Origin of the sequence: Arthrobacter echini (assembly GCF_004803505.1) — a bacterium.
GTDB classification, from domain to species: domain Bacteria; phylum Actinomycetota; class Actinomycetes; order Actinomycetales; family Micrococcaceae; genus Arthrobacter_D; species Arthrobacter_D echini.
Genome location: NZ_SSWH01000017.1, coordinates 15,560 through 34,390 on the forward strand (window position 1 = coordinate 15,560; position 18,831 = coordinate 34,390).

Annotated in this window: 17 protein-coding genes and 1 riboswitch; of the genes, 11 read left to right on the forward strand and 6 right to left on the reverse strand. The window is 61.7% G+C overall.

Going from position 1 to position 18,831, the window contains the following annotated elements; all coding sequences use genetic code 11:
- The first annotated feature begins 319 nt into the window (after positions 1-319).
- From E8P82_RS14025 to E8P82_RS14060, 8 genes are read left to right on the forward strand one after another with little or no spacing between them, the layout of a single operon-like run.
- Positions 320-670, forward strand: a complete 351-nt coding sequence (locus tag E8P82_RS14025; RefSeq protein WP_246021424.1) for an NADH-quinone oxidoreductase subunit A — start codon at positions 320-322, stop codon at positions 668-670.
- The gene (locus tag E8P82_RS14030) at positions 661-1,863 is read left to right on the forward strand and encodes a hypothetical protein (protein ID WP_136455677.1); all 1,203 of its coding nucleotides are present in this window, start codon (positions 661-663) and stop codon (positions 1,861-1,863) included. Before E8P82_RS14025 ends, E8P82_RS14030 begins: the two co-directional genes overlap by 10 nt.
- Positions 1,856-2,791 carry a complex I subunit 1 family protein gene (locus E8P82_RS14035; RefSeq protein WP_136455678.1) on the forward strand — a complete coding sequence of 312 codons (936 nt, stop codon included), beginning with the start codon at positions 1,856-1,858 and terminating at the stop codon, positions 2,789-2,791. Before E8P82_RS14030 ends, E8P82_RS14035 begins: the two co-directional genes overlap by 8 nt.
- Entirely contained in the window at positions 2,788-3,357 is a 570-nt protein-coding gene (locus E8P82_RS14040; RefSeq protein ID WP_246021430.1) for an NADH-quinone oxidoreductase subunit J, read from the forward strand. Before E8P82_RS14035 ends, E8P82_RS14040 begins: the two co-directional genes overlap by 4 nt.
- Positions 3,354-3,656, forward strand: a complete 303-nt coding sequence (nuoK, locus tag E8P82_RS14045) for an NADH-quinone oxidoreductase subunit NuoK (RefSeq protein WP_136455679.1) — start codon at positions 3,354-3,356, stop codon at positions 3,654-3,656. Before E8P82_RS14040 ends, nuoK begins: the two co-directional genes overlap by 4 nt.
- Entirely contained in the window at positions 3,653-5,584 is a 1,932-nt protein-coding gene (locus E8P82_RS14050) for a proton-conducting transporter transmembrane domain-containing protein (protein ID WP_136455680.1), read from the forward strand. Before nuoK ends, E8P82_RS14050 begins: the two co-directional genes overlap by 4 nt.
- Positions 5,581-7,077: a complex I subunit 4 family protein gene (locus E8P82_RS14055; RefSeq protein WP_246021432.1), complete on the forward strand. Its 1,497-nt coding sequence runs from the start codon at positions 5,581-5,583 to the stop codon at positions 7,075-7,077. The genes E8P82_RS14050 and E8P82_RS14055 overlap by 4 nt, the downstream gene beginning before the upstream one ends.
- 13 nt (positions 7,078-7,090) lie before the next feature.
- Entirely contained in the window at positions 7,091-8,536 is a 1,446-nt protein-coding gene (locus E8P82_RS14060) for an NADH-quinone oxidoreductase subunit N (protein ID WP_246021434.1), read from the forward strand.
- A 368-nt stretch (positions 8,537-8,904) separates the two neighbouring features.
- Here the strand turns inward: E8P82_RS14060 and E8P82_RS14065 are convergent, their stop codons facing one another.
- The 3 genes from E8P82_RS14065 to istA form a co-directional block, all read right to left on the reverse strand.
- Complete coding sequence (locus E8P82_RS14065; protein ID WP_136455681.1) at positions 8,905-9,780, reverse strand: potassium channel family protein; 876 nt, start codon at positions 9,778-9,780, stop codon at positions 8,905-8,907.
- Positions 9,781-9,958: 178 nt separating this feature from the next.
- The gene (locus tag E8P82_RS14070) at positions 9,959-10,708 is read right to left on the reverse strand and encodes an ATP-binding protein (protein WP_136455682.1); all 750 of its coding nucleotides are present in this window, start codon (positions 10,706-10,708) and stop codon (positions 9,959-9,961) included.
- Entirely contained in the window at positions 10,705-12,261 is a 1,557-nt protein-coding gene (gene istA, locus E8P82_RS14075) for an IS21 family transposase (RefSeq protein WP_136455683.1), read from the reverse strand. The genes E8P82_RS14070 and istA overlap by 4 nt, the downstream gene beginning before the upstream one ends.
- Positions 12,262-12,339: 78 nt before the next feature.
- Between istA and E8P82_RS14080 the strand changes: the two genes are divergently transcribed.
- Positions 12,340-12,753: a hypothetical protein gene (locus E8P82_RS14080; protein ID WP_136455684.1), complete on the forward strand. Its 414-nt coding sequence runs from the start codon at positions 12,340-12,342 to the stop codon at positions 12,751-12,753.
- Positions 12,754-13,419: 666 nt separating this feature from the next.
- Here the strand turns inward: E8P82_RS14080 and E8P82_RS14090 are convergent.
- From E8P82_RS14090 to E8P82_RS14100, 3 genes are all read right to left on the reverse strand, one after another.
- Positions 13,420-15,918: a heavy metal translocating P-type ATPase gene (locus E8P82_RS14090; protein WP_136455685.1), complete on the reverse strand. Its 2,499-nt coding sequence runs from the start codon at positions 15,916-15,918 to the stop codon at positions 13,420-13,422.
- 255 nt (positions 15,919-16,173) lie between these two features.
- Positions 16,174-16,389 carry a heavy-metal-associated domain-containing protein gene (locus tag E8P82_RS14095; protein WP_136455686.1) on the reverse strand — a complete coding sequence of 72 codons (216 nt, stop codon included), beginning with the start codon at positions 16,387-16,389 and terminating at the stop codon, positions 16,174-16,176.
- A gap of 90 nt (positions 16,390-16,479) precedes the next feature.
- Complete coding sequence (locus E8P82_RS14100; protein ID WP_281275812.1) at positions 16,480-16,800, reverse strand: metal-sensitive transcriptional regulator; 321 nt, start codon at positions 16,798-16,800, stop codon at positions 16,480-16,482.
- 336 nt (positions 16,801-17,136) lie between these two features.
- Positions 17,137-17,310, forward strand: a riboswitch (cyclic di-AMP (ydaO/yuaA leader).
- Between the two features lie 4 nt (positions 17,311-17,314).
- Between E8P82_RS14100 and E8P82_RS14105 the strand changes: the two genes are divergently transcribed.
- A complete protein-coding gene (locus tag E8P82_RS14105; protein WP_136455687.1) occupies positions 17,315-18,196 on the forward strand; it encodes a LysM peptidoglycan-binding domain-containing protein in 882 nt (293 codons plus the stop codon).
- 357 nt (positions 18,197-18,553) lie between these two features.
- On the forward strand, positions 18,554-18,721 hold the full coding sequence (locus E8P82_RS14110; RefSeq protein ID WP_246021436.1) for a helix-turn-helix domain-containing protein: 168 nt from the start codon (positions 18,554-18,556) through the stop codon (positions 18,719-18,721).
- Positions 18,722-18,831 lie beyond the last annotated feature (110 nt).

The window sequence follows — 18,831 nt, forward strand, 5'->3', positions numbered from 1 at the left end:
AGGCAAGCTCTACTCTCAGTTTCATTGTCTACGTCTGACTTATAACGTACACACTGACGAATTATACCCCCATGGGGTAATCTCGTTTTCTCCCCACGTTTGCGTACGAACGAAGGAGTGACGGGTAGCGTCCCGAGGGGTAGCGTCCTGAGTTGCGTGATCTGCCGGTGGCCGTCTGGCGCCCCGGCCCCGTCGGAACCTGACCAACGCTTCACTTTCTGCGCAGCGAAAGGCTGTCGGTTTGCAGATGACCTACCGACGTATGACGGTTGAAACGAGTGCGACGGTGGTTCTCGAAACTTGCCCCTAGGAGGTCAATGTGTCTGCCTATCTCAACGTGATCGTCATGCTTCTGGTTGCTTTAGCCGTTGTTGGTGGGCTGTACGTCACATCTCGATCTACTGCTGTTTCCGCTGTTCCGATCGAAAGCGCGCCGTTCCTGTCAGGTTGGACACCCAGCGAACACGCACTGTCTCGATACCACGCTCGGTATTACCCGCTGACCATGCTCTTCCTCGCCTTCGACGTCGAAATGCTGTTCATGTATCCCTGGGCTGTCATCGTCATGGCCTCCGGATTCGAAGCTGTGGCCGAGATGTTCATTTTTCTGGGTGTCCTGATGGCAGGAGTCGTATGGGCTTGGCGAGAAGGAGCCCTCCGGTGGACCTGACAAAGGCTTTGTCCGAGACGGCTGCACGACGACCTCACGTACTCCTCGTCGAAGTTCCCGGATGGAGTCACACCCGAATCTTTACGGAGCGTGAGCTTCTTCGACGGGGCTGGATTGAATCGAGCTCGCCCGCCGACTCGGACATTTTGTTGACCTGCGGTACTCCCTCAGACGACTTGAGCGAAGTGCTGGACCGGGTGTGGGATCAATTTCCCGGGCCGCGAGTTCGAGTGAAGGTTCATGACCCAACTGAGGTGGTTGACGTACTTGACCAAGCAAGGAAAGCGCTCGTCAACTGTTCAGCCCAACAGAAGGAGGCGTTCACCCGTACTGCGGCCAAAGTTTCCCCCGCGGTAGCCGCACAATCGTCCAGTTCCGATAATTCGGCCAACCCTGGTGCCGATGATGGCGGGATGGACCATGCCCAGATGGCCCACGGGGAGACGGCGCCCGGCGCCGACGACGGTGAGGTGGACCACAGCGGGATGGACCACAGCCAGATGGACATGCCGATGCCTGGTGGTATTGGTTTAGCTGAGGCGGGGGCGGACCGTGATGGTCTTGATCTTGATGTGTTACATGTTTCGTTGGGTCCTGTGCTGCGTTATTGGCCTGCTGGGCTTGTGGTTCGTTGTGCTTTACAGGGCGATGTCATCACGGAAGCGTCGGTGGATCTGATGACTGGTTCACCGACGGTCAACGCTCCGGGTGTGGGGGAAAGGTCGGGCAGCTTGCCGGAAGCAGGGGGAGATAGAGCTCGTCTATTGTCCGTGCGTTACTGCGATCAGGTGGTAAGCCTGTTGGCGTTGATGGGGTGGGATCGGTTTGCCTTAAGGTGCTCCCGTGTCCGTGATGGGCTGTTGGGAGGGATGCCTTTAGAGGATGCCGTGTCAGAGTTGAACGCTTTGGGGCGGGGGATCAGCCGTTCAAAGACATTCCGGTGGTCCTTCAAGGACTTACCGGAAATTCTGGAACGCTTGGATGTCCTGGTCGGCCGTGCTCGTTGGGTGCTCGAGGCTGACACTCCCTTCGGGAAACCTGCCCTGTGGCACACCGCACACGAGGAGAGTGCACGCCTGCAGCAGGTGCCGGGCATGATCGTTGGCCTTGACCTGTTTGCTGCTCGCCTGATCATCGCATCTTTGGGCTTGGACACTGTTGTCGCTGCAAGGGTGGGAGGAGTGGATGCCTGACGGGGTTGTGCAGGTAGGCCTGCTGGGACCGGTTGTAGCAGCTGTACTCCTCGGGTGTGTGGCTTTTTTCGCGGCGGCGCTTGATGGGGTGTTTGTTGCTCGCCTGGAGCGTCGGCCTGTTCGTTCTGGTGTGGCTAGCCCGGTGTGGGAAGTGGCTCGGTTGTTGCGTCAGAGGCGTCGGTCTGTCGTGGCCGCGGATTCGTTGTTGTGGCGTGTTGGGGTATCGGGTCTGCTGGTCGTGGCGTTGTTGAAGGTAGCAGTGGTTCCGCTTGGGTCATGGGTGGTAGCTGACCTTTCGGTGGGCGTGGTGTGGTTCAACGCCATGGACGTGATGGTGTGGGCACTGGTGTGGATGGCGGGTTGGGGGGCCAATAGTGCGTTTTCCCTCGTGGGCGGGTACCGGTTCCTCGGGCAGGCCCTGTCCTATGAGTTGCCCTTGATGTTTGCCTTAACGGCGCCCGTGGTTGCTGCGGGTAGCTTGCGCGTAGGAGACATCGTGACGGCCCAGGAGGGGCTGTGGTTTGTGGTGTGGATGCCGGTGGCATTCCTGGTTTTCTGCGCAGGGGTGATTGCCTTTTCGGTGTGGGGCCCTTTCAGCTCGGCATTGGGCCGGGACATCGGCGGAGGAGTGTTGGTGGAGCTGTCCGGGGTTGACCGGTTACTGCTGCTGGCTGGGCGGTATGCGCTACTAAGTGCCGGTGCCGGGTTGGCTGTGGCGTTGTTCTTGGGTGGCGGGTCTGGGCCTTTTGCTCCGCCGTGGGTGTGGACGTTGATGAAGACGTTGGTCGTGCTGCTTGTGTTCGTCGGGGCACGTCGGGTGTTTGCTGTCGTACGACCGGACCGGTTGGTTGAAGCGGCCTGGATGGTCTTCCTGCCCGTGGTGCTCCTCCAGGTTCTTTTCGTCAGTCTGGTGGTGGTGGGGCGGTGAGTGTCGTTCTCGGGGGGTTCTTTTGGTTCCTGGCTGTTGTCGCGGTCGCTGCGGGTGTTGCAGTGTTCCGGGTGGATTCCATGGCGCGGGCCACGTACGCCCTGGCTTTGTCTTTCGTCTCGGTCGGGGTGATGTTGCTGTTGTTCGATCTCGAGTACATCGGCGTGATCACAATCCTAATGATGGTGATGGAGATGGCCATCATGGCAATTTTTATGATCATGTTCATGGGAATGAATCCGGCCTTGATGCCGATGAGCATGGTTCATAGCAAGCGCGGCTCGATGGTTTTGGCGGGTGGGGCGTTCGTTGTCCTGGCTGGTGGTGCCTTGTTGGTGCCCTGGCCAGCACGGCGGGGGGTACCGGCGACGGATCTGACCCAGTCTCTTGGGGAGGCCATCATGGGTTCGAAGATGCTGGTGATGCTCACGGTGAGCCCGGTGCTGTTCGCCACGCTCGTCGCCGCCTTGGTGCTGGCCAGTCCACGGGGGCGGTACGACCGTTTTGGTGATGACTTGCGCATCTCGCCGCCACGCGGGCCTGAGCAAAAGGACGGCCAGTTATGACACTTGATGCGGTGTTGGTTGTGTCTGCGGCCCTGTTCTGTGTGGGGTTGTACGGTGCGTTATCCCAACAAGTCGTCGTGATGGTGATGATGGGCCTGGAACTGATGCTTAACGGGGTCATCCTCGCGGTTGCGGGTTTGTGGTGGTTCCTCGCACCTGCCCCAGATGGGCAGGTGCTGTTACTGGTGGTAATCGCCGCGATGACCGTGGAAATGGCGATGGGCTTCGCTGTCGCTACCTTGCTTCACCGTTCACGGGAATCGGATATGACCGACACTGCAACGGACCTGTCCGGATGAGCGCGCTCCTCTGGATCGTAATCGGGCTGCCTGCGGTCGCCGGAACAGTACTGTGTCTGGGCGGAAACCGCCTGTCCAGGGCTGCGGTTCCCGTATCGCTGGGTGTCGCTGTGGTTGTCACCGTGCTCACTGCTGTCGTTGCTGTGGTTCGCCCCGGGATAACTGTGCCTTTCATTCAGGGTGCCGGTTTCGGCTTGGCCGTGGACTCCCTCTCGGCGGTCGTTCTTCCCTCGGTTGCGGTGGTTGCTCTGCTGGTACTGGTGTTTGCTGCAGCGAAAGACATCACACCTGAGGTGGCGCCGCGGGCAAGGTTCAACGGTTTGATGCTCATCTTCGTTGCGTCCGTGATTGTGACTGTCACGGCGACAACGCTGCCGGCCCTGTTGTTCTCCTGGGAACTGATGGGCGCAATGTCTTATGCCCTGATCGGGTTTCAGTGGCAGGACAGTGACCGGGTTTCGGCCGGTCTGACCGCTTTCCTGACCACCCGCGGCGCTGACCTGGGTTTGTATGCTGCTGCCGGTGCGGCCCTGGCTGCAGGCACTGGCCTGTCCCTGACGGACCTGGCCAGCGCCCCGGAGGGGTGGCGGCACATCATCGCGGCTGGGATTCTCGTGGCGGCATTGGGTAAGGCCGCGCAATTACCGTTTAGCTTCTGGCTCTCCCGCGCCATGGAAGGGCCGAGCCCGGTCAGCGCGCTCCTGCACTCGGCGGCGATGGTGGCGATGGGTGGGTATTTGCTGCTGCGCTTGGCGCCACTGCTGGAAGTCACAGGATGGGCCGCGAGTACAGCTGCCTGGGTCGGGGCCCTGACGGCCATGGCACTGGGGGCGGTCGCTGTGGCGCAGAAGGACCTCAAGCAGCTGTTGGCCGCGTCGACGGCTGCGCAGCTCGGCTTCGTGGTGCTCGGCGCCGGGCTCGGCGCGACAGCGGGGGGGACCGCACACCTGATATCTCATGCCGCGACGAAAGCCCTGCTGTTCCTTGTCGCCGGGGCTTGGCTGTCCGCGTTGGGGACCAAGAAACTCGCGGCTCTGCGGGGGGCGGGACGACAGTGGCCGCTGATCGGGGTAGCTTTCACTGTTGGGACGCTAAGCCTTGCAGGGGTTGCTCCACTCTCGCTGTGGGCGACCAAGGACGAGGTTCTTGCAGCAGCCCTAGAGGAATCCCCTGCCCTTTACATGGTGGGTTTGGCCGCATCCCTGCTGTCGGCAGCCTATGCAGGTAAGGCCCTGATCATCGTGTGGCGCCGGCCCGTTACAACGACCGCTTCCGGTTATGACACCGAGGAACACGGCACCCGGCACATCGGGGTGTGGGAACGGGTTCCTTTAATCATCCTCGCCGGGGGTGCCGCGACGCTCGGCGTGCTCGCTCTACCCCCGGTCGGTAAGGTCCTGCGCATTGCCCTCGGTGACCAGGACTCGCCTACCGCGCAGTGGTGGGAACTGGCGCTTTCGGCGGTCCTGGCCATCGTTGTTCTCGCCCTGATCGCCCGCTTCGGCGTGAGAGAGCCCTCGTGGGCAGCAGGGTGGCTTGGCCTCGAGCGGGCGGCACACGCGCTTACCGTTCGTCCTGTGCTGGCCCTCGCCGGCGCCCTGGCTCGTTTCGATGATCGGGTGGTGGATCGTGGTGTGTGGTCCGGCGCAGCATATGTCGCCGGTACCGCCCGCGGTGCAGCACGTTTCGATGACGAACGCATTGATGGCACTGTTGGTGCCATATCCCGCGGTGGACTGTCCCTGGCCGCTACAGGAGCACGGGCAGACGCCAAGGGCGTTGATGCAGCGGTAGAGGCCACCGGCCGGGGCGCACGCAGGCTCGGTGCGCTGGCCCGTCGCCCACAAACAGGCCAGGTTCACCACTACTATGCCCAGGCCGCTGTAGTTCTCGCAGCGGCACTCGTCGTCCTACTCCTTGTGAGGTGACCGTGCTCAGTCTCGTCATTTTCCTGCCCCTTGCTGCCGCCCTCGTACTGGCTGTGTTTCCCGGGATCAAGGACAGGGCAGCCCGATGGGTCTGGGTGGTGGTCGCCGCCGCTGATACCGCTCTTGTAGCTGGTATGTGGGCGGCATACGAGCAGCCTCCGGATGGTGGGTTGGCGTTCGAGGAGCAGGTCACGTGGATTCCGTCGGTGGGCAGCAGCTATCACATCGGCGCCGATGGCCTGTCCTTACCGTTGCTGGCATTGACTGTCGTTGTGTTCCTTGCTTGTTCTATTTACGCGTTGAGGGAACAGAACCGTCCCCGCGCACAGGCGGCCCTGTTCCTATTCCTGCAGACCTCATGCCTGGGTGTCTTCGCGGCACAGGACCTTATTTTGTTCTTTCTGTTTTTCGATTTGTCGATTGTGGGAATGTACTTCGTCATCGCAGGGTGGGGTCACGGCAACGCGGCCCGGTCTGCGTTGAAATTCTTCCTGTACACGTTCCTGGGGTCATTGGCCCTGCTGCTGGGTTTCATCGGGCTGTATCTGTACTCCGAGCCGCGGACCTTCGACATGGTCGAGCTCGCCCGATTGGCTCCATTGAATGAAAGTCCCGTAGCAGGAGCAGTGATCCTCGGCGCAGTCCTCCTGGGGCTGGCCATCAAGACCCCCACCTTTCCCTTTCACACGTGGCTGCCGCCTGCACATACGGACGCACCGGCGATCGGGTCTGCGGTCCTTGCCGGGATCCTCCTGAAAATGGGCACCTACGGGTTCGTGCGCATCGCAATGCCAATGCTCCCAGCCGCATGGCGAGACTGGGCATGGGTGATCATCGTCGTCGGCGTCATCTCGGTGCTGTACGGGGCGCTGGTCGCGCTGGCCCAGACCGACTTGAAACGGATGATCGCCTACACCTCGGTCAACCATATGGGCTACGTCGTGCTTGCTGTCGGTGCAGCTGGGGTGGCAGGAGGAAGTGACGCGGCAGCGCGGGAAGTCGCCGTGACCGGGGCTCTCACCCAGATGGTCAGTCACGGTCTGATCACCGCTGCACTGTTCCTTCTCGCGGGTGTGCTCAAGGACCGGGCTGGCACCTACGACATGGACTCCTACGGGGGGCTGGCCCGTCCGGCACCGAGGTTCGCACTCCTGTTTGCCGTTGGAGCCTTTGCGTCCCTCGGGCTGCCCGGATTCAGCGGTTTTATCGCCGAGTTCCAGATCTTCGCGGGATCTATCGGTACTGTTCCGTGGGTAGCCGTAGCCCTCCCCGGGATCCTGATCACCGCTGCGTTGTTCCTTCTGGCCGTTCAGCGTCTCCTTACCGGAGAGGTGCGAGGACAGTCCGCTCAGGTCTCCGACCTGCGTACAACCGAGTTACTGTCCATCGGTACACTGTTGTGCTTGTCGATACTGATCGGTGTCGCTCCACGGGTACTCCTTGACCTGATCGAACCTGCCTCCGCCGCAGTCGTCGTCCTGGTTGGACGATAACCCTATGGACGGCATGAGTATGGACATGGACTTTTCCGTCCTAGCGCCGGAAATCGTCGTCCTCACCGGTGCTGTCACTGCTCTGCTGGCTGGCTCCTTCTCACCCCGGAACAAGCAGTGGATCAGCAGACTGATTGCAGCTCTGGCAGTGACCGTGGGTGCAGGTTTCGCGGTGGCGGGAACACTGGGCAAACCCGAAACGGTGTTCGCGGGGACGTTCGCAGTGGATACGGCAACAGGTGTTGCTCGGGCGATCATCTGTGTAGCGACACTTCTAGTGATTGCCTTGGGTGGAAAAGAACTTACGGGGACATCGCGGGAGAGCGAAACCTACTCGCTGATACTGCTCTCAGCGCTCGGTGCGATGGTCATGTCCGGAACGAGTGACCTGCTGGTCCTCGCTGTGGGGTACCTGCTGGCCAGCATTCCGCTTTACGCCCTAATCGGAATGGGCCGCTCACCGCACGCGGCGGAAGCAGCTCTCAAAACCTACCTGCTCGGCGCTTTCTTCGGCATCGCCCTGATGCTGGGAGTTGCTGTCCTATATGCGTTGGCGGGCGGGAGCACCTATGACGCGTTGAACACCGAACTTACCGGAGCTCCTGCTGCGGCTACCGCCGTCGGCCTGGTCGGGGTCCTAGCCGGATTGGCTTTCAAAGCTGGGGCTGTTCCGGGTCATTTCTGGATACCGGACGCCGCCCAGGGAGCAGGAATTACTGCTGCTACGTTCCTCACCACGGTTCCCAAGGTAGGAGCAATCATCGCAGCGTACCGGCTTCTGAGCTCCATTCCGGACACCGTGGACTGGCCGTTGTTGATCGGGCTCCTGTCTGTGGCGAGCATGACACTCGGGAACTTCGCGGCCTACTTCCAGACGGATGTACGCCGGCTCCTCGGCTGGTCGACCGTCAGTCAGGCCGGCTACCTTCTAGTACCGGTTGCCGTCGCCGGTCACAGCACACTGGCACTACCGTCATTGTTGTTCTATCTGGCTGCCTACGCTGTGTCGAACGTGGGAGCTTTCGCCGTCATCGCAGCCACCGGCAGATACGAGGTGGAGGACTACCGGGGACTGATCCGCACAGCGCCATGGCTTGCCGGCGCGTTGCTGATTAGTCTCCTGAGCCTGGTCGGAACCCCTCCTACTGCCGTTTTCGTGGGGAAACTAACGACATTCACGGCAGGATGGGACGGAGGGCTCCCCTGGCTTGTCGTTCTGGCCGCCCTGAACACCGTGGTTAGCCTCTTCTACTATCTTCGCTGGATCGCCCCGGCTTTTGCACGCAGTCCCGCAACACCCAAGACCCGCGCAGCGTCCGATCAAGCCTCCTCCGCCCGAGCCTCCTCCACCCGAGGGGGGGCGGCTTCCACCGCCGCGATTGCTGGCATGGCTGTCCTTGCCCTCGGACTGTCCGCCGGTCTTTTATGGCCATGGTTACAAGGCCCACTCGCCCGCTGATACCCCCACTACGCAGACAGAAATGAACGCCAGGAGAGAACCCTTCGCTTGTGTCCAGAGCAAGCTTGCAGCCTCCACCAAGACCAAAGAAACTTGATATCCACCCGAGTGAGCTGCTGCGGAGATCGGCTGCGTTGGATCCCCGTTAGCCGTCCAGTGGCTGTGCGATACCTGATTGATTGTCTGCGGCCAGTGGTTCCAGTGTTCGTGCGGTGCGATACCGTTCGGGAGTGCCTTCTGGCCCGCAGCCCGAGATCCCTGTGTCAACTCACACAGTGATCAGAGGGTGTGCAGCAGGGCAATTTGTGCTTCCGCTGGCGGAGGCGCAGGCTGCTCTGCTTTGAGGTTGGAGGCTATCACCATGTCCATCACGACTCGTAGTCGTACCCGTGGTCTGAGGCATAGGACCGGAACTTATCTTCGACCGATGACCCCGTAAGCCCAAAAGTCTCGGCCATCAGGTTACTCAGGTCCTGCAGGGCCTTCTGGAGGGCTACACCGGACGCCCGCACTCCGGCATCGGGGTGTGCCTGCGCTTGTTCGCTGAGTGCAACTGCGTAGGAAAGTGACGCAGCAAGCGATGTTGTGGCGGTTGATTCGCGGAAGTAGTAGGACTCGCCCGTCTGTGTAAGGTCTACCCTGACCTGAACGAGGTCGTTCGTGACGTTCTCCAATACACGACTGGCCGTATCAGGACTGAACTGGCTGAAGTCCTGAACATAGTTTGCGCCTCGGAGGATGGTCAGGTGGATCCCTATGGCACGTCGGCGCGCAAGAGCGGGATAGAGCTGCATGAACCATGACACCGCCGCTGTCAGTAGGGCGAAGCCCGCCAGTGCCTCCACGGGAGAGAATGCCCGTATCCACGGATCGACCGCAATGACATCACCAAAGCCAAGCGTCGAAAGCGCAACCATCGAAACGTAAATCGCTTCGATGAAATCGGGATACCGAGAAGGGTCAACGCCGTCAGCATAGACGAATCCCTGTGGGATGTGCGGGTAGTAAATTAGAGTCCACCCCAGCACCTGCAACACTGTCCACAACAAAATGACGATCACGATGCCCAAGGGGCCAGCCACAGCTACGGCTTTGGAACCCATCCGCTTCGATACCTGCCAGCTTGTCCGCATGCACCACTTCGTCAATTCCCCCTCACCGCTCGGGTGCAACAGCGTGTGGAAGACGTCTCTGAGTCCCACCCCTATGACGATGATGCCCAGCACCGCGAAAATCCACTCCATCAGCAATCCTTTCCATCGACCGTTCCTGCCACTTCAAGGACGGCTTAGTAACCAGTGCCTGCTCACCTGAGTATTTGAGGCTTTGAGCACCACTCAATAGTGTGGTTGAGCACCACCGGTCGTGCGAGAGAGCGCCGGTGGTGGTGTGTCTGAGCACCACCGACGCTCTCGTCGCGGATTATGCGGTGGCCAGGGCGGTGTGCTCTCTCATGTTGTAGGTGCCGGTTTCGACCCAGATGGTGTTGTGGATGATCCGGTCCATGATCGCGTCGGCGTGGACTCCGGAGCCGAGGCGTTGGTGCCAGTCTTTTTGGGAGTATTGGGTGCAGAACACCGTCGAGGTTTCGCCGTAGCGGCGTTCCATCAGCTCGAGCAGCATGGTCCGCATCGATTCCGTGGGCCGGTCCAGCAGCCACTCGTCGATGACGAGCAGGGTGAAGGCGGCGTATTTGCGTAGGAACTTCCCGGCCCCGCCGGGGGTGTCTTGGGCGGCGACCCAGGCTTCCTCGAGGTCGGGCATGCGGATGTAGTGGGCGCGGATGCGGTGCTCGCAGGCGCGTTTGGCGATCGCGCAGCCCAGGTACGACTTCCCCGACCCGGTGAATCCTTGGAAGACGACGTTCTGCTGCCGGTCCACGAAGGAGCAGGTCCCGAGCTGGGTGAGTAGTTGCCGGTTCAGGCTGCGTTCGTCGAGCAGGTCGATGCGGCGCAGGTCCGCGTTCGGATACCGCAGCCCGGCACGCCGGATCAGCCCGGCGACCTTGGAGTGCATGAAGGTGGAGTAGGCGTCATCGACGACCAACCGCACCCGTTCTTCGAACGGCAGGCCGATGCTGAGCGTCTCGTCCTGGGTGTCGATGGCCTCGAGCAGCTCGCCGGCGTTCATCTCGCGGAGCTTGCGTTTGGTTTCCCCGTCCAGCCGGCTCATCGGGTCTCTCCGGCGTAGTAGGCGCCGCCGCGCACGTAGCCGCCGTCATCGGCTGGAGGTTCCTGGGGGACGTGTCCGGTCTTGTCCTGCCCGGTGTCCAGGATCGGTCGCAGGTGGGCGTAGCGCGGGGACCGGATCGGTCCGCGCAGCGCCAACTCGCAGGCGGCCTCTACCCGGGCCGGGGAGAACCGGCGCGACAGGCGCAGGACCGCCAACGCCGGGTCGTAGCCGGTCTCCTCGATGGAGGCTGCCTCGAAGATCTTGTCGATCACCGTCATCGTGGCCGGACCGATCCGGGCTGCCCAGTCCTGGATTCGGGTCCGGTCCCAGGCCTGGAAGGCGCGCCCCTCGGGCAGGTCCGCATCGTTGGTCTGATACTGATTCACCGTGGTCGCCGGCAGCAGCAGATGGCTGGTCAGGCGCTCATCGTTCCGATAGACCTCCAGCATGGTGTCCGTGATGCGCAGATCAACCAGAGCGCCGATATGGGTGAAGGGGACGGAGTAGAAGTTCTTCGCCCAGACCACGTGGGCGTTCTTGTTCACCTTCCGCCGGTAGGACCACGTGCTGATCTCGAACGAAACCGCCGGCAATGGTTGCAGCACCGGCAGCTCCTCGGTGGTGAACACGCTCAGCCGGGACCCGTCCCGTTTCTGGAACGGCTGCCGGTTATAGGCATCGATCTGCTCATAGACCCGGGTGCGCACCTGCGCCAACGAGGTGAACTGCTCGTGCCTGAGCCCTGCGATGACCCAGGTCGCGACATGGGAGACCGTGTTCTCAACGCTTGCTTTGTCCCTCGGCGCCCGGACCCGGCCCGGTAACACCGCGGCCGAATAGTGCGCGGCCATCTCCCGGTAGGCATCGTTGAGCACGACCTCTCCCTCACGCGGGTGGGAGATCACCCCGGTCTTCAAATTATCCGGCACCAGACGCGGGACACTGCCGCCGAAGAACGCGAACATCGCCACGTGGGCGCGCAACCACGACTCCTGCCGCATATCCAAGCTCGCCTCCACGAACGCATACCGGCTGAACGGCAGACACGCGACGAACAAATACACCCTCGAGATCTCCCCCGTGGTCGGATCCAGCAGCTGCATCGTCGGCCCGGACCAGTCGACCTCGATACTGCGCCCAGCCTTGTGACCGACCCGCGACGTCGCCCCCGAGACCGCAGCGTAGTCACCGTAGAGCCTGCAGAACCGGTCATAACTCATCACCGCCTGCCCTGCGCGAGAAGATGCGTCGACGTACTCCTGGTGCAACAGCTTCAACGTCACCCCGACCCGGGCCAGCTCGGTATGCACCCGAGCCCAATCCGGCTGCGCGAACACAGACTCGCGGACCCCGCGTCCGGGAAACAACACCGCATACACCTCGGCCTCCGACATATCCGCGACGTCATCCCAACCAAGACCTGCCAACTCCGCCGCATCGAGGACCGCCTGAATACTGTGCCGAGATATCCCATGAGCTGACTCAATTGCCCTTCGCGACAGGCTCTGATTACGCAGCTGCAACACCAGCTTCGCTTTAATTCTCCGTACCATTACCGGTACTCCTTCCACCATGTGTCCCTCACACGGTGGAAGGAGCCTTACAGGCGGTGCTCAACCACACCAACCGCGGTGCTCAACCACACCAACCGCGCTACCAGCCGATGGCGCTCACCGGAACCACAGCCGGAGCTCACGAAAGCCAATATTCACACCGTAAACACGACAACCGCTACCACCTTTCTACTCACCCTCAAGAAGCGAATACTGTGGAACGGTACTGTGGTTCATCCCGTTGAAGATTGTGTGAAGAGCAACGCAGATGTCCTCGTGGTGATGGACGGAGGGTATGAGGAAGGTGCAAAGCAGCGGCTGATCGCGGAACTTAGAATCGTTCGAGCCTCGATGGTCAGCACCGTACTGGAGATCCGCGCAGCCTGCGCCACGGTGCACGACGCCAGTGGGCCGCCATCGGGTGCGGGGAGCACCCAAGTAGAGCAACAGCTCCTGTGTGCGGAGGGTCTGTCTCAGAAACACCGTTACTGAGACAGACCCTCCGTGAGTGATCCAAGTATCATAAGCGGGCGAGGAATTGAATGAATAGTATATCTTTTCCTGCGCCGGTAGCGTCGTCCGCTAGGCGCTTTTGCCGTTACCGATAAAGGGGCGGCGACCTCGAGGCCGCACTGTCTGCTGATACCTAACCCGATACAGGACTGTTGGAGCTAGAAGGCTTGCTGGGCATCGATGTGGTGACGTGTTCCAGCCGTGGGGGAGTACTTGTCGGGCGCGCTTGCGGTCTCCTGCCGTGTCATAGGTGCGGGAGAGCCGGTACCGGGTGCGCCAATCATCCGATGTTTGTTCCACGGCGGCCTTGACCTGGTGGAAGTGTTCGTCGGTAGCCTTATGATCGACCTGGCCGGCAGCCGAGCGCGGCAGGTCATCGGTAGGTAAGCCGCTCTCACGTTCAAGGATGTAAGCCATCGCTTGCGCCCGAGACCCGAACCGGAGCTCGTGGGTCAGCGCCCACCTTCCGATCAGCGGTAGCAGCAGATGGGCGGCACCCACTGACTTCGCCGCGAGGCCCCGGGTCACCCAGTAGGGTGAAGCTGCGTTGGAAGGCGACGACGAGTCAAAATACGCCCAGCGCACTTACTAGCAGCACACCGATTTCCGTCCGTACCATCGCTGAGAGACGAGTCAGCGCCTCGATCACTCGACGCTACCGGTGCTCTCCCTGGTACCTGGTGCGGTGCTTGGCCCGGCGTCTGTCGCAGTGTCATGGGTGGTGTTGCTCGTGGTGTGGTGAGTGGCGCCAAAGGCGCGCAAGCGTAGGGAGTTTGCGACGACGAGTACAGAACTGGCGGCCATGGCTGCGCCGGCCAGCATGGGGTTGAGCAGGCCCAGGGCGGCGATAGGGATGCCAACGGCATTGTAGAAGAACGCCCAGAACAGGTTGGTCTTGATCGTCGACAGGGTCTTGCGGGATAGCTCGATGGCCTGGGCGACTTGTTCCAGGCTGCTTCCCATGACCGTCAGGTCAGCTGCCTCGATTGCCACGTCGGTGCCGGAGCCCATCGCGATGCCCAGGTCAGCCTGTGCGAGGGCGGCTGCGTCATTGACGCCGTCCCCTGCCATGGCCACCGTCGCTCCGGCGTCCTGCAACTTTTTTACTGCCTCGACTTTCTGGTGAGGCAGCACCTCGGCCATGACATGCTCGGCGGCGATGCCTACCTCGGCGGCAACCTTTTCGGCCACGGCACGGTTGTCGCCCGTGAGCAGCATAGGCGTCAAGCCCAGCTCCTTGAAGCGGGTGATGGCTGATACTGAACCGGCCTTGACGGTGTCGAAGAGGCTGATCAGTCCTTCGGGCGTCCCGTTGACCGCGACCCAGATCACGGTCGCTCCCTTTTGCTGCAGGGAGGTCAGGGAAGCGCGGTGATCGGCGGTGATCGTGATGTTGTTCTCAGCTAGCCAAGTCGCGGTGCCCGCCACGACAGTGCGGCCGGTGACGGCGCCGGTCACACCTCCACCTGCAGCGCTGGTGAAGTTCGCAACACTGTCTAGTTGGCCCTGACGGGCTGCCGCCGCGGCGATGGCTTCAGCGATCGGGTGCTCGCTGGCTGCTTCCACAGCTCCGGCGACGGCCAGAACCTCGTCCTCACTTAACGATCCCAGGGTGGTGATGGCGGTGACGGAAAGGTTGCCGGTGGTGACCGTTCCGGTCTTGTCGAGCACGATCGTATCCACTGTGCGCGTGTCCTCAAGAACCTGGGGTCCCTTGATAAGGATGCCCAGCTGCGCGCCCCGGCCGGTCCCGGTGAGCAGGCCGACTGGTGTAGCTAGGCCCAGAGCACACGGGCAGGCGATCACGAGGACGGCAACGGCCGCAGTGAACGCCGATGCCGTGTCCCCTGTGAGGACCATCCACAGCACAAAGGTCAGCACCGCGATAAGTAGAACGATGGGCACGAAGACCGCGCTGATGCGGTCAGCGAGCCTGGCAATGGGCGCTTTGCCGCTTTGAGCGGCGCTGACGAGGCGTCCCATTTGCGCCAGGGTTGTTTCGCTGCCGACCCTGGTGGCTTTGACCAGCAGGCGTCCGCTGGTGTTCATCGTCGCGCCGATCACGGTGTCGTCCGGACCGATCTCGGTGGGAACAGATTCACCGGTGATAAGGGAGGTATCGATCGCGCTGCGGCCCTCGACGACGAAGCCATCGGTGGCTACCTTTTCGCCTGGCCGTACGACGAACACATCTCCTGGGATCAGAGATACTGTGGGAACTTTCACTTCCGCACCGTCGCGCAGTAGGGTCGCTTCCTTCGCGCCAAGGTTCAGCAAGGCTTTCAGTGCGTTTCCGGCGCGTTGCTTTGCGTTGGCTTCGAGGAATCGGCCTAGTAGCAGGAAGGTCGTGACGACGGCTGCCACTTCGAAGTAGAGGCTGTGAGCGCCCATGCCCATGCCCGTGTGCGCGGTGAGCATCGGATCAGCGATGAGCTGCCAGGTGGAGTAGAGGAACGCTGCAGCGATACCGATGGACACCAAGGTGTCCATGGTGGAGGAGAGGTGCCGGGCGTTAATTGCAGCCGCCCGGTGGAACGGCCAGGCCGCCCACGTTACAACCGGCAACGAAAGGATGAGCGCGGCCCACCCCCAGTGTGGGAACTGAGCTGCTGGCAACATGGAGATGATCGTCACCGGGATGGTGAAGACCGCGGCGATGATGAGTCGCCGCTTGAGGGACGCGGACTTCCGCTCCGCTGCTGAGGCTTTGGCCTTATCCCGTGAGGTCGCGGCGTCGACGGTCTCCCTCGATTCGGCGAACCCGCCCAATGCCGATGCCGTGCGTCCCTTCGCGTCCGAACCAGTCCGGTCGCCGGACTCGCCCGCATCGTCGGTTACATCGATATGCCCGGCGGCGGGGGCAGGTGAGGTGCCTGTAGCTCCGGGTGCAGTTAACTGTCCGGTGCTGCGCAAAGTTGCTTTGTAACCGATGGCGTTGACGGTATCGATGATCTGCGAGACGCTCACACCCTCGGGCATCGCCACGGTTGCGGTTTCGAGAGGAAGATTCACTGACGCCTGGACGCCCTGAATCTTGCCGAGCTTACGTTCCACCCGGCCTACGCAGGATGCGCAGGTCATGCCCTCAATATCGAGATCAATGACTTGCCCGGCGGTTGTGCCCACGCCCGTGTCGGTACTCATGCGTCTAGTTCCTTGCCCTGACTCTGGTTAATCGCGCTGGTGAACTGCTGCCGCGAATGACGTCGCGCGATGATGCTGATGAGTGCTGCGCCAGCCGTAATCCTGTGAAGTTTCCTGGTGAGCGCGAGACGATAACCCGACCCGTGTGGGTGCGCTCCTCGGAGCTATGGTGCTGACACAGCGGAAATAGCCGGTGCCCTACGAATTAACCGATAGGGGCATCCACTCTGCGTATCGGCGGTGGTGGTTGAGGACTCAGGTGCCGACGACGGTGTACCCGGCGGTCTCGACGGCTTTTCGCAGCGCACCCGGCTCAGGTTCCACGTCGGCTGTGACTGCTGCTGTAGAGACCCCACCCACGTTGAGCTGCACATCGACTTCTTCGACCCCGGGCACGTCAGAGAGTTCCTCCATGACCGACGAAACGCAGTGGCCGCAGGTCATGCCGGTGATGTTGATGGTCGTTTGCATGGGATCTTCTCTCTCTGGACGAAGCATGATGTGAGACGAACTTTATGATCTACAAGCTGTAGTGCTGCTCACGAGCCTGGTGATCGACTATTAGCGAAGCAGTCGGCTGATCGCGTCGGTCGCTTCCTTGACCTTTGCGTTGACGGCGACGGAATCCCCTGACGCGGTTGATTCATGGGCCGCTCCGACGACACAGTGCGCGATGTGCTCTTCGAGCAGACCGATGCTCACCGCGTGAAGGGCCTTATTGATGGCCGCGACCTGGGTGAGGATGTCAATGCAGTACTTGTCCTCATCGACCATGCGGGCAATGCCGCGCACCTGGCCCTCAATGCGCTTGAGCCTGCGGAGGTAGGCGTCCTTATCAGCGGTGTATCCCCACTCAACAGAAGCCTCAATTTCGGTGATCACGTCGTTCCTTTCAACAGTAAAAATATATACCCCACAGGGGTATCTAAACAAGGGGCGAAGTGAGATCTTCTCCACGTGTTAATCATCCCCTGTTCCGTTCGGAAGAACCGCCTTGCGCCCCCGGATGACCGGGTCACCGGAACCCCCTAGGTGTCGCAGGCCACGGCGAATCTGCTTCCACGCACTGTCCTACCCAGTGCGGCGTGTCGTCTCCGACATACCCCACGCTTCGTTACCTCCGCGTGACATTTGATACCAGCGGGGGGTATTCTCATCCAGTGTTCTTAGCACCAGCTGGAACACTCCCGAGCAGAATGCCGAGTCCTGCCGCTGCCTGGGATACGTCCGCTCATATCCGTATGGCAGGAACGGGGGACCCAAGATGTACGGGCCACAACCAGTGGCCCTTGGGGTTAAGTCGCTTTCATTTCCGTCCCTAGGACTGAAGCGGCCGGGTGAACTCCCATCCGAACCCGACAGCTCACCCCGCAGGCATGGGAGAGGCAACCAACGCATGTCACGTGTCATTTCTGCGCGCCACCGCGCCACCGTCAACCACTCAATCGCCCTTGAAGGACTGTCCTTCTCCGCGAAGACCGGCGCTGTTGCGCTGGGCAAGCCGGCCATCATCGCTGCTGCGACCGGCGGCATCGTCCTCGCAGTAGGAGTTCCCGCCCAGGCTGGCACCTACACCCAGGAAGCAGCCGGCACCGCTATCCAGGCGCCCGCCGCTGCAGCAGCCGGTGTTCACACCGTCGTTGCAGGTGACACCCTCGGCGGTATCGCTGCCCTGTATGACGTCAACCTGAACACACTCCTGGCGCAGAACGGTCTGTCCTATGCCTCGGTCCTCTACCCGGGCCAGCAGATCACCCTCACGGGCGCTTCAGCTGCATTGACGTGGGCACCGGCCGCCGTGAGCCCCGCCGCAGCACCGACAACCGAAGTCTCCTACATCATCCCGGCAGCCCCGGCCCCTGCAGCAGCCGTTGCTCCCGTAGCAGCTCAGTCCGGTTACTCCTTGACTTCGTCTGCTATTGCCCCTATCCAGCAGTCGGGGCCCGTCAGTGACGCCGCAGCAGGTGGTGTCGGTGCAGCTCTGGTCGCCTCGGCCTACAGCCAGCTAGGCTCCATCCAGGACTGCACGATCCTCGTCGAACAGGCCCTGCGTTCAATCGGCAAGGACGTAGGAGATCTGGGACCGACGCAGTTCTACCAGTACGGCACTGTCGTCTCCACGCCAGCCCCCGGTGACCTGGTCATCCGCCCCGGCCACATCGGCATCTACGTCGGCAACGGCGAAGTCATCAGCAGCGGCATGAACGGTGCGAACCTCACCATCAAGCACCCACTGTCGGACCTGGCCGGTTCGTCCTTCGTGCGGGTCAACGGCTAATACTGATCGATGTGGATGTCGTCTCCATAGACTGAGAGAGCGGCAGGCGCCCTGAACGGGGGTGCCTGCCGCTTTTATTCTGCCCAGATACAACGAGCACGCCTTGCGTGCTCCTTATAAATGTTGATTCGCCTGAACTGAACCGCTCTGGTTCTTGCCAATAGTGACTCTTCCTCTGGTCTCATCCAAGGGGAGGGGGGACCGGTGCCTGCGTCTAGGCTCTGACGGTGCTCACTGAAATTCCCCAGTTCTGCTTGTTGAAGTTCCTCACTCCGGGTCGCTCCGCTGCATGAGGCGGGCCTCCCTCGATGCTGGTGGTCTCTGACCACTCACCAGCTCGAGGGAGGCCCTCTTCTCATGCTTTCAGAGGAGGACGACGTGGACATCCACGCGCTCAAACGGCAGGGCATGACGATCAGCGAGATCGCCCGCCGCACCCACCATGACCGCAAGACGATCCGGGCGTATCTGTCCGGGAAACGGGCACCCGGCGTCCGCCAGCGGGCGACCCCGGACTCGTGTTAGCGGCCATGAAAAACTGCCCATAGGCGGCCACGGAAGTGCCCACTGACGGCCAGGAGCACTGCCCGTTGGTGGCCATGAGATCTGCCCACTTCTTGTTTGGAACCCCGACC

Coding starts and splice junctions, on each gene's coding strand:
- E8P82_RS14035 (WP_136455678.1), top strand. CDS start 1,856: ATGCCTGACGGGGTTGTGCAGGTAGGCCTGCTGGGACCGGTTGTAGCA.
- nuoK (WP_136455679.1), top strand. CDS start 3,354: ATGACACTTGATGCGGTGTTGGTTGTGTCTGCGGCCCTGTTCTGTGTG.
- E8P82_RS14050 (WP_136455680.1), top strand. CDS start 3,653: ATGAGCGCGCTCCTCTGGATCGTAATCGGGCTGCCTGCGGTCGCCGGA.
- E8P82_RS14060 (WP_246021434.1), top strand. CDS start 7,091: ATGAGTATGGACATGGACTTTTCCGTCCTAGCGCCGGAAATCGTCGTC.
- E8P82_RS14065 (WP_136455681.1), bottom strand. CDS start 9,780: ATGGAGTGGATTTTCGCGGTGCTGGGCATCATCGTCATAGGGGTGGGA.
- E8P82_RS14070 (WP_136455682.1), bottom strand. CDS start 10,708: ATGAGCCGGCTGGACGGGGAAACCAAACGCAAGCTCCGCGAGATGAAC.
- istA (WP_136455683.1), bottom strand. CDS start 12,261: ATGGTACGGAGAATTAAAGCGAAGCTGGTGTTGCAGCTGCGTAATCAG.
- E8P82_RS14090 (WP_136455685.1), bottom strand. CDS start 15,918: ATGAGTACCGACACGGGCGTGGGCACAACCGCCGGGCAAGTCATTGAT.
- E8P82_RS14095 (WP_136455686.1), bottom strand. CDS start 16,389: ATGCAAACGACCATCAACATCACCGGCATGACCTGCGGCCACTGCGTT.
- E8P82_RS14105 (WP_136455687.1), top strand. CDS start 17,315: ATGTCACGTGTCATTTCTGCGCGCCACCGCGCCACCGTCAACCACTCA.
- E8P82_RS14110 (WP_246021436.1), top strand. CDS start 18,554: ATGCTTTCAGAGGAGGACGACGTGGACATCCACGCGCTCAAACGGCAG.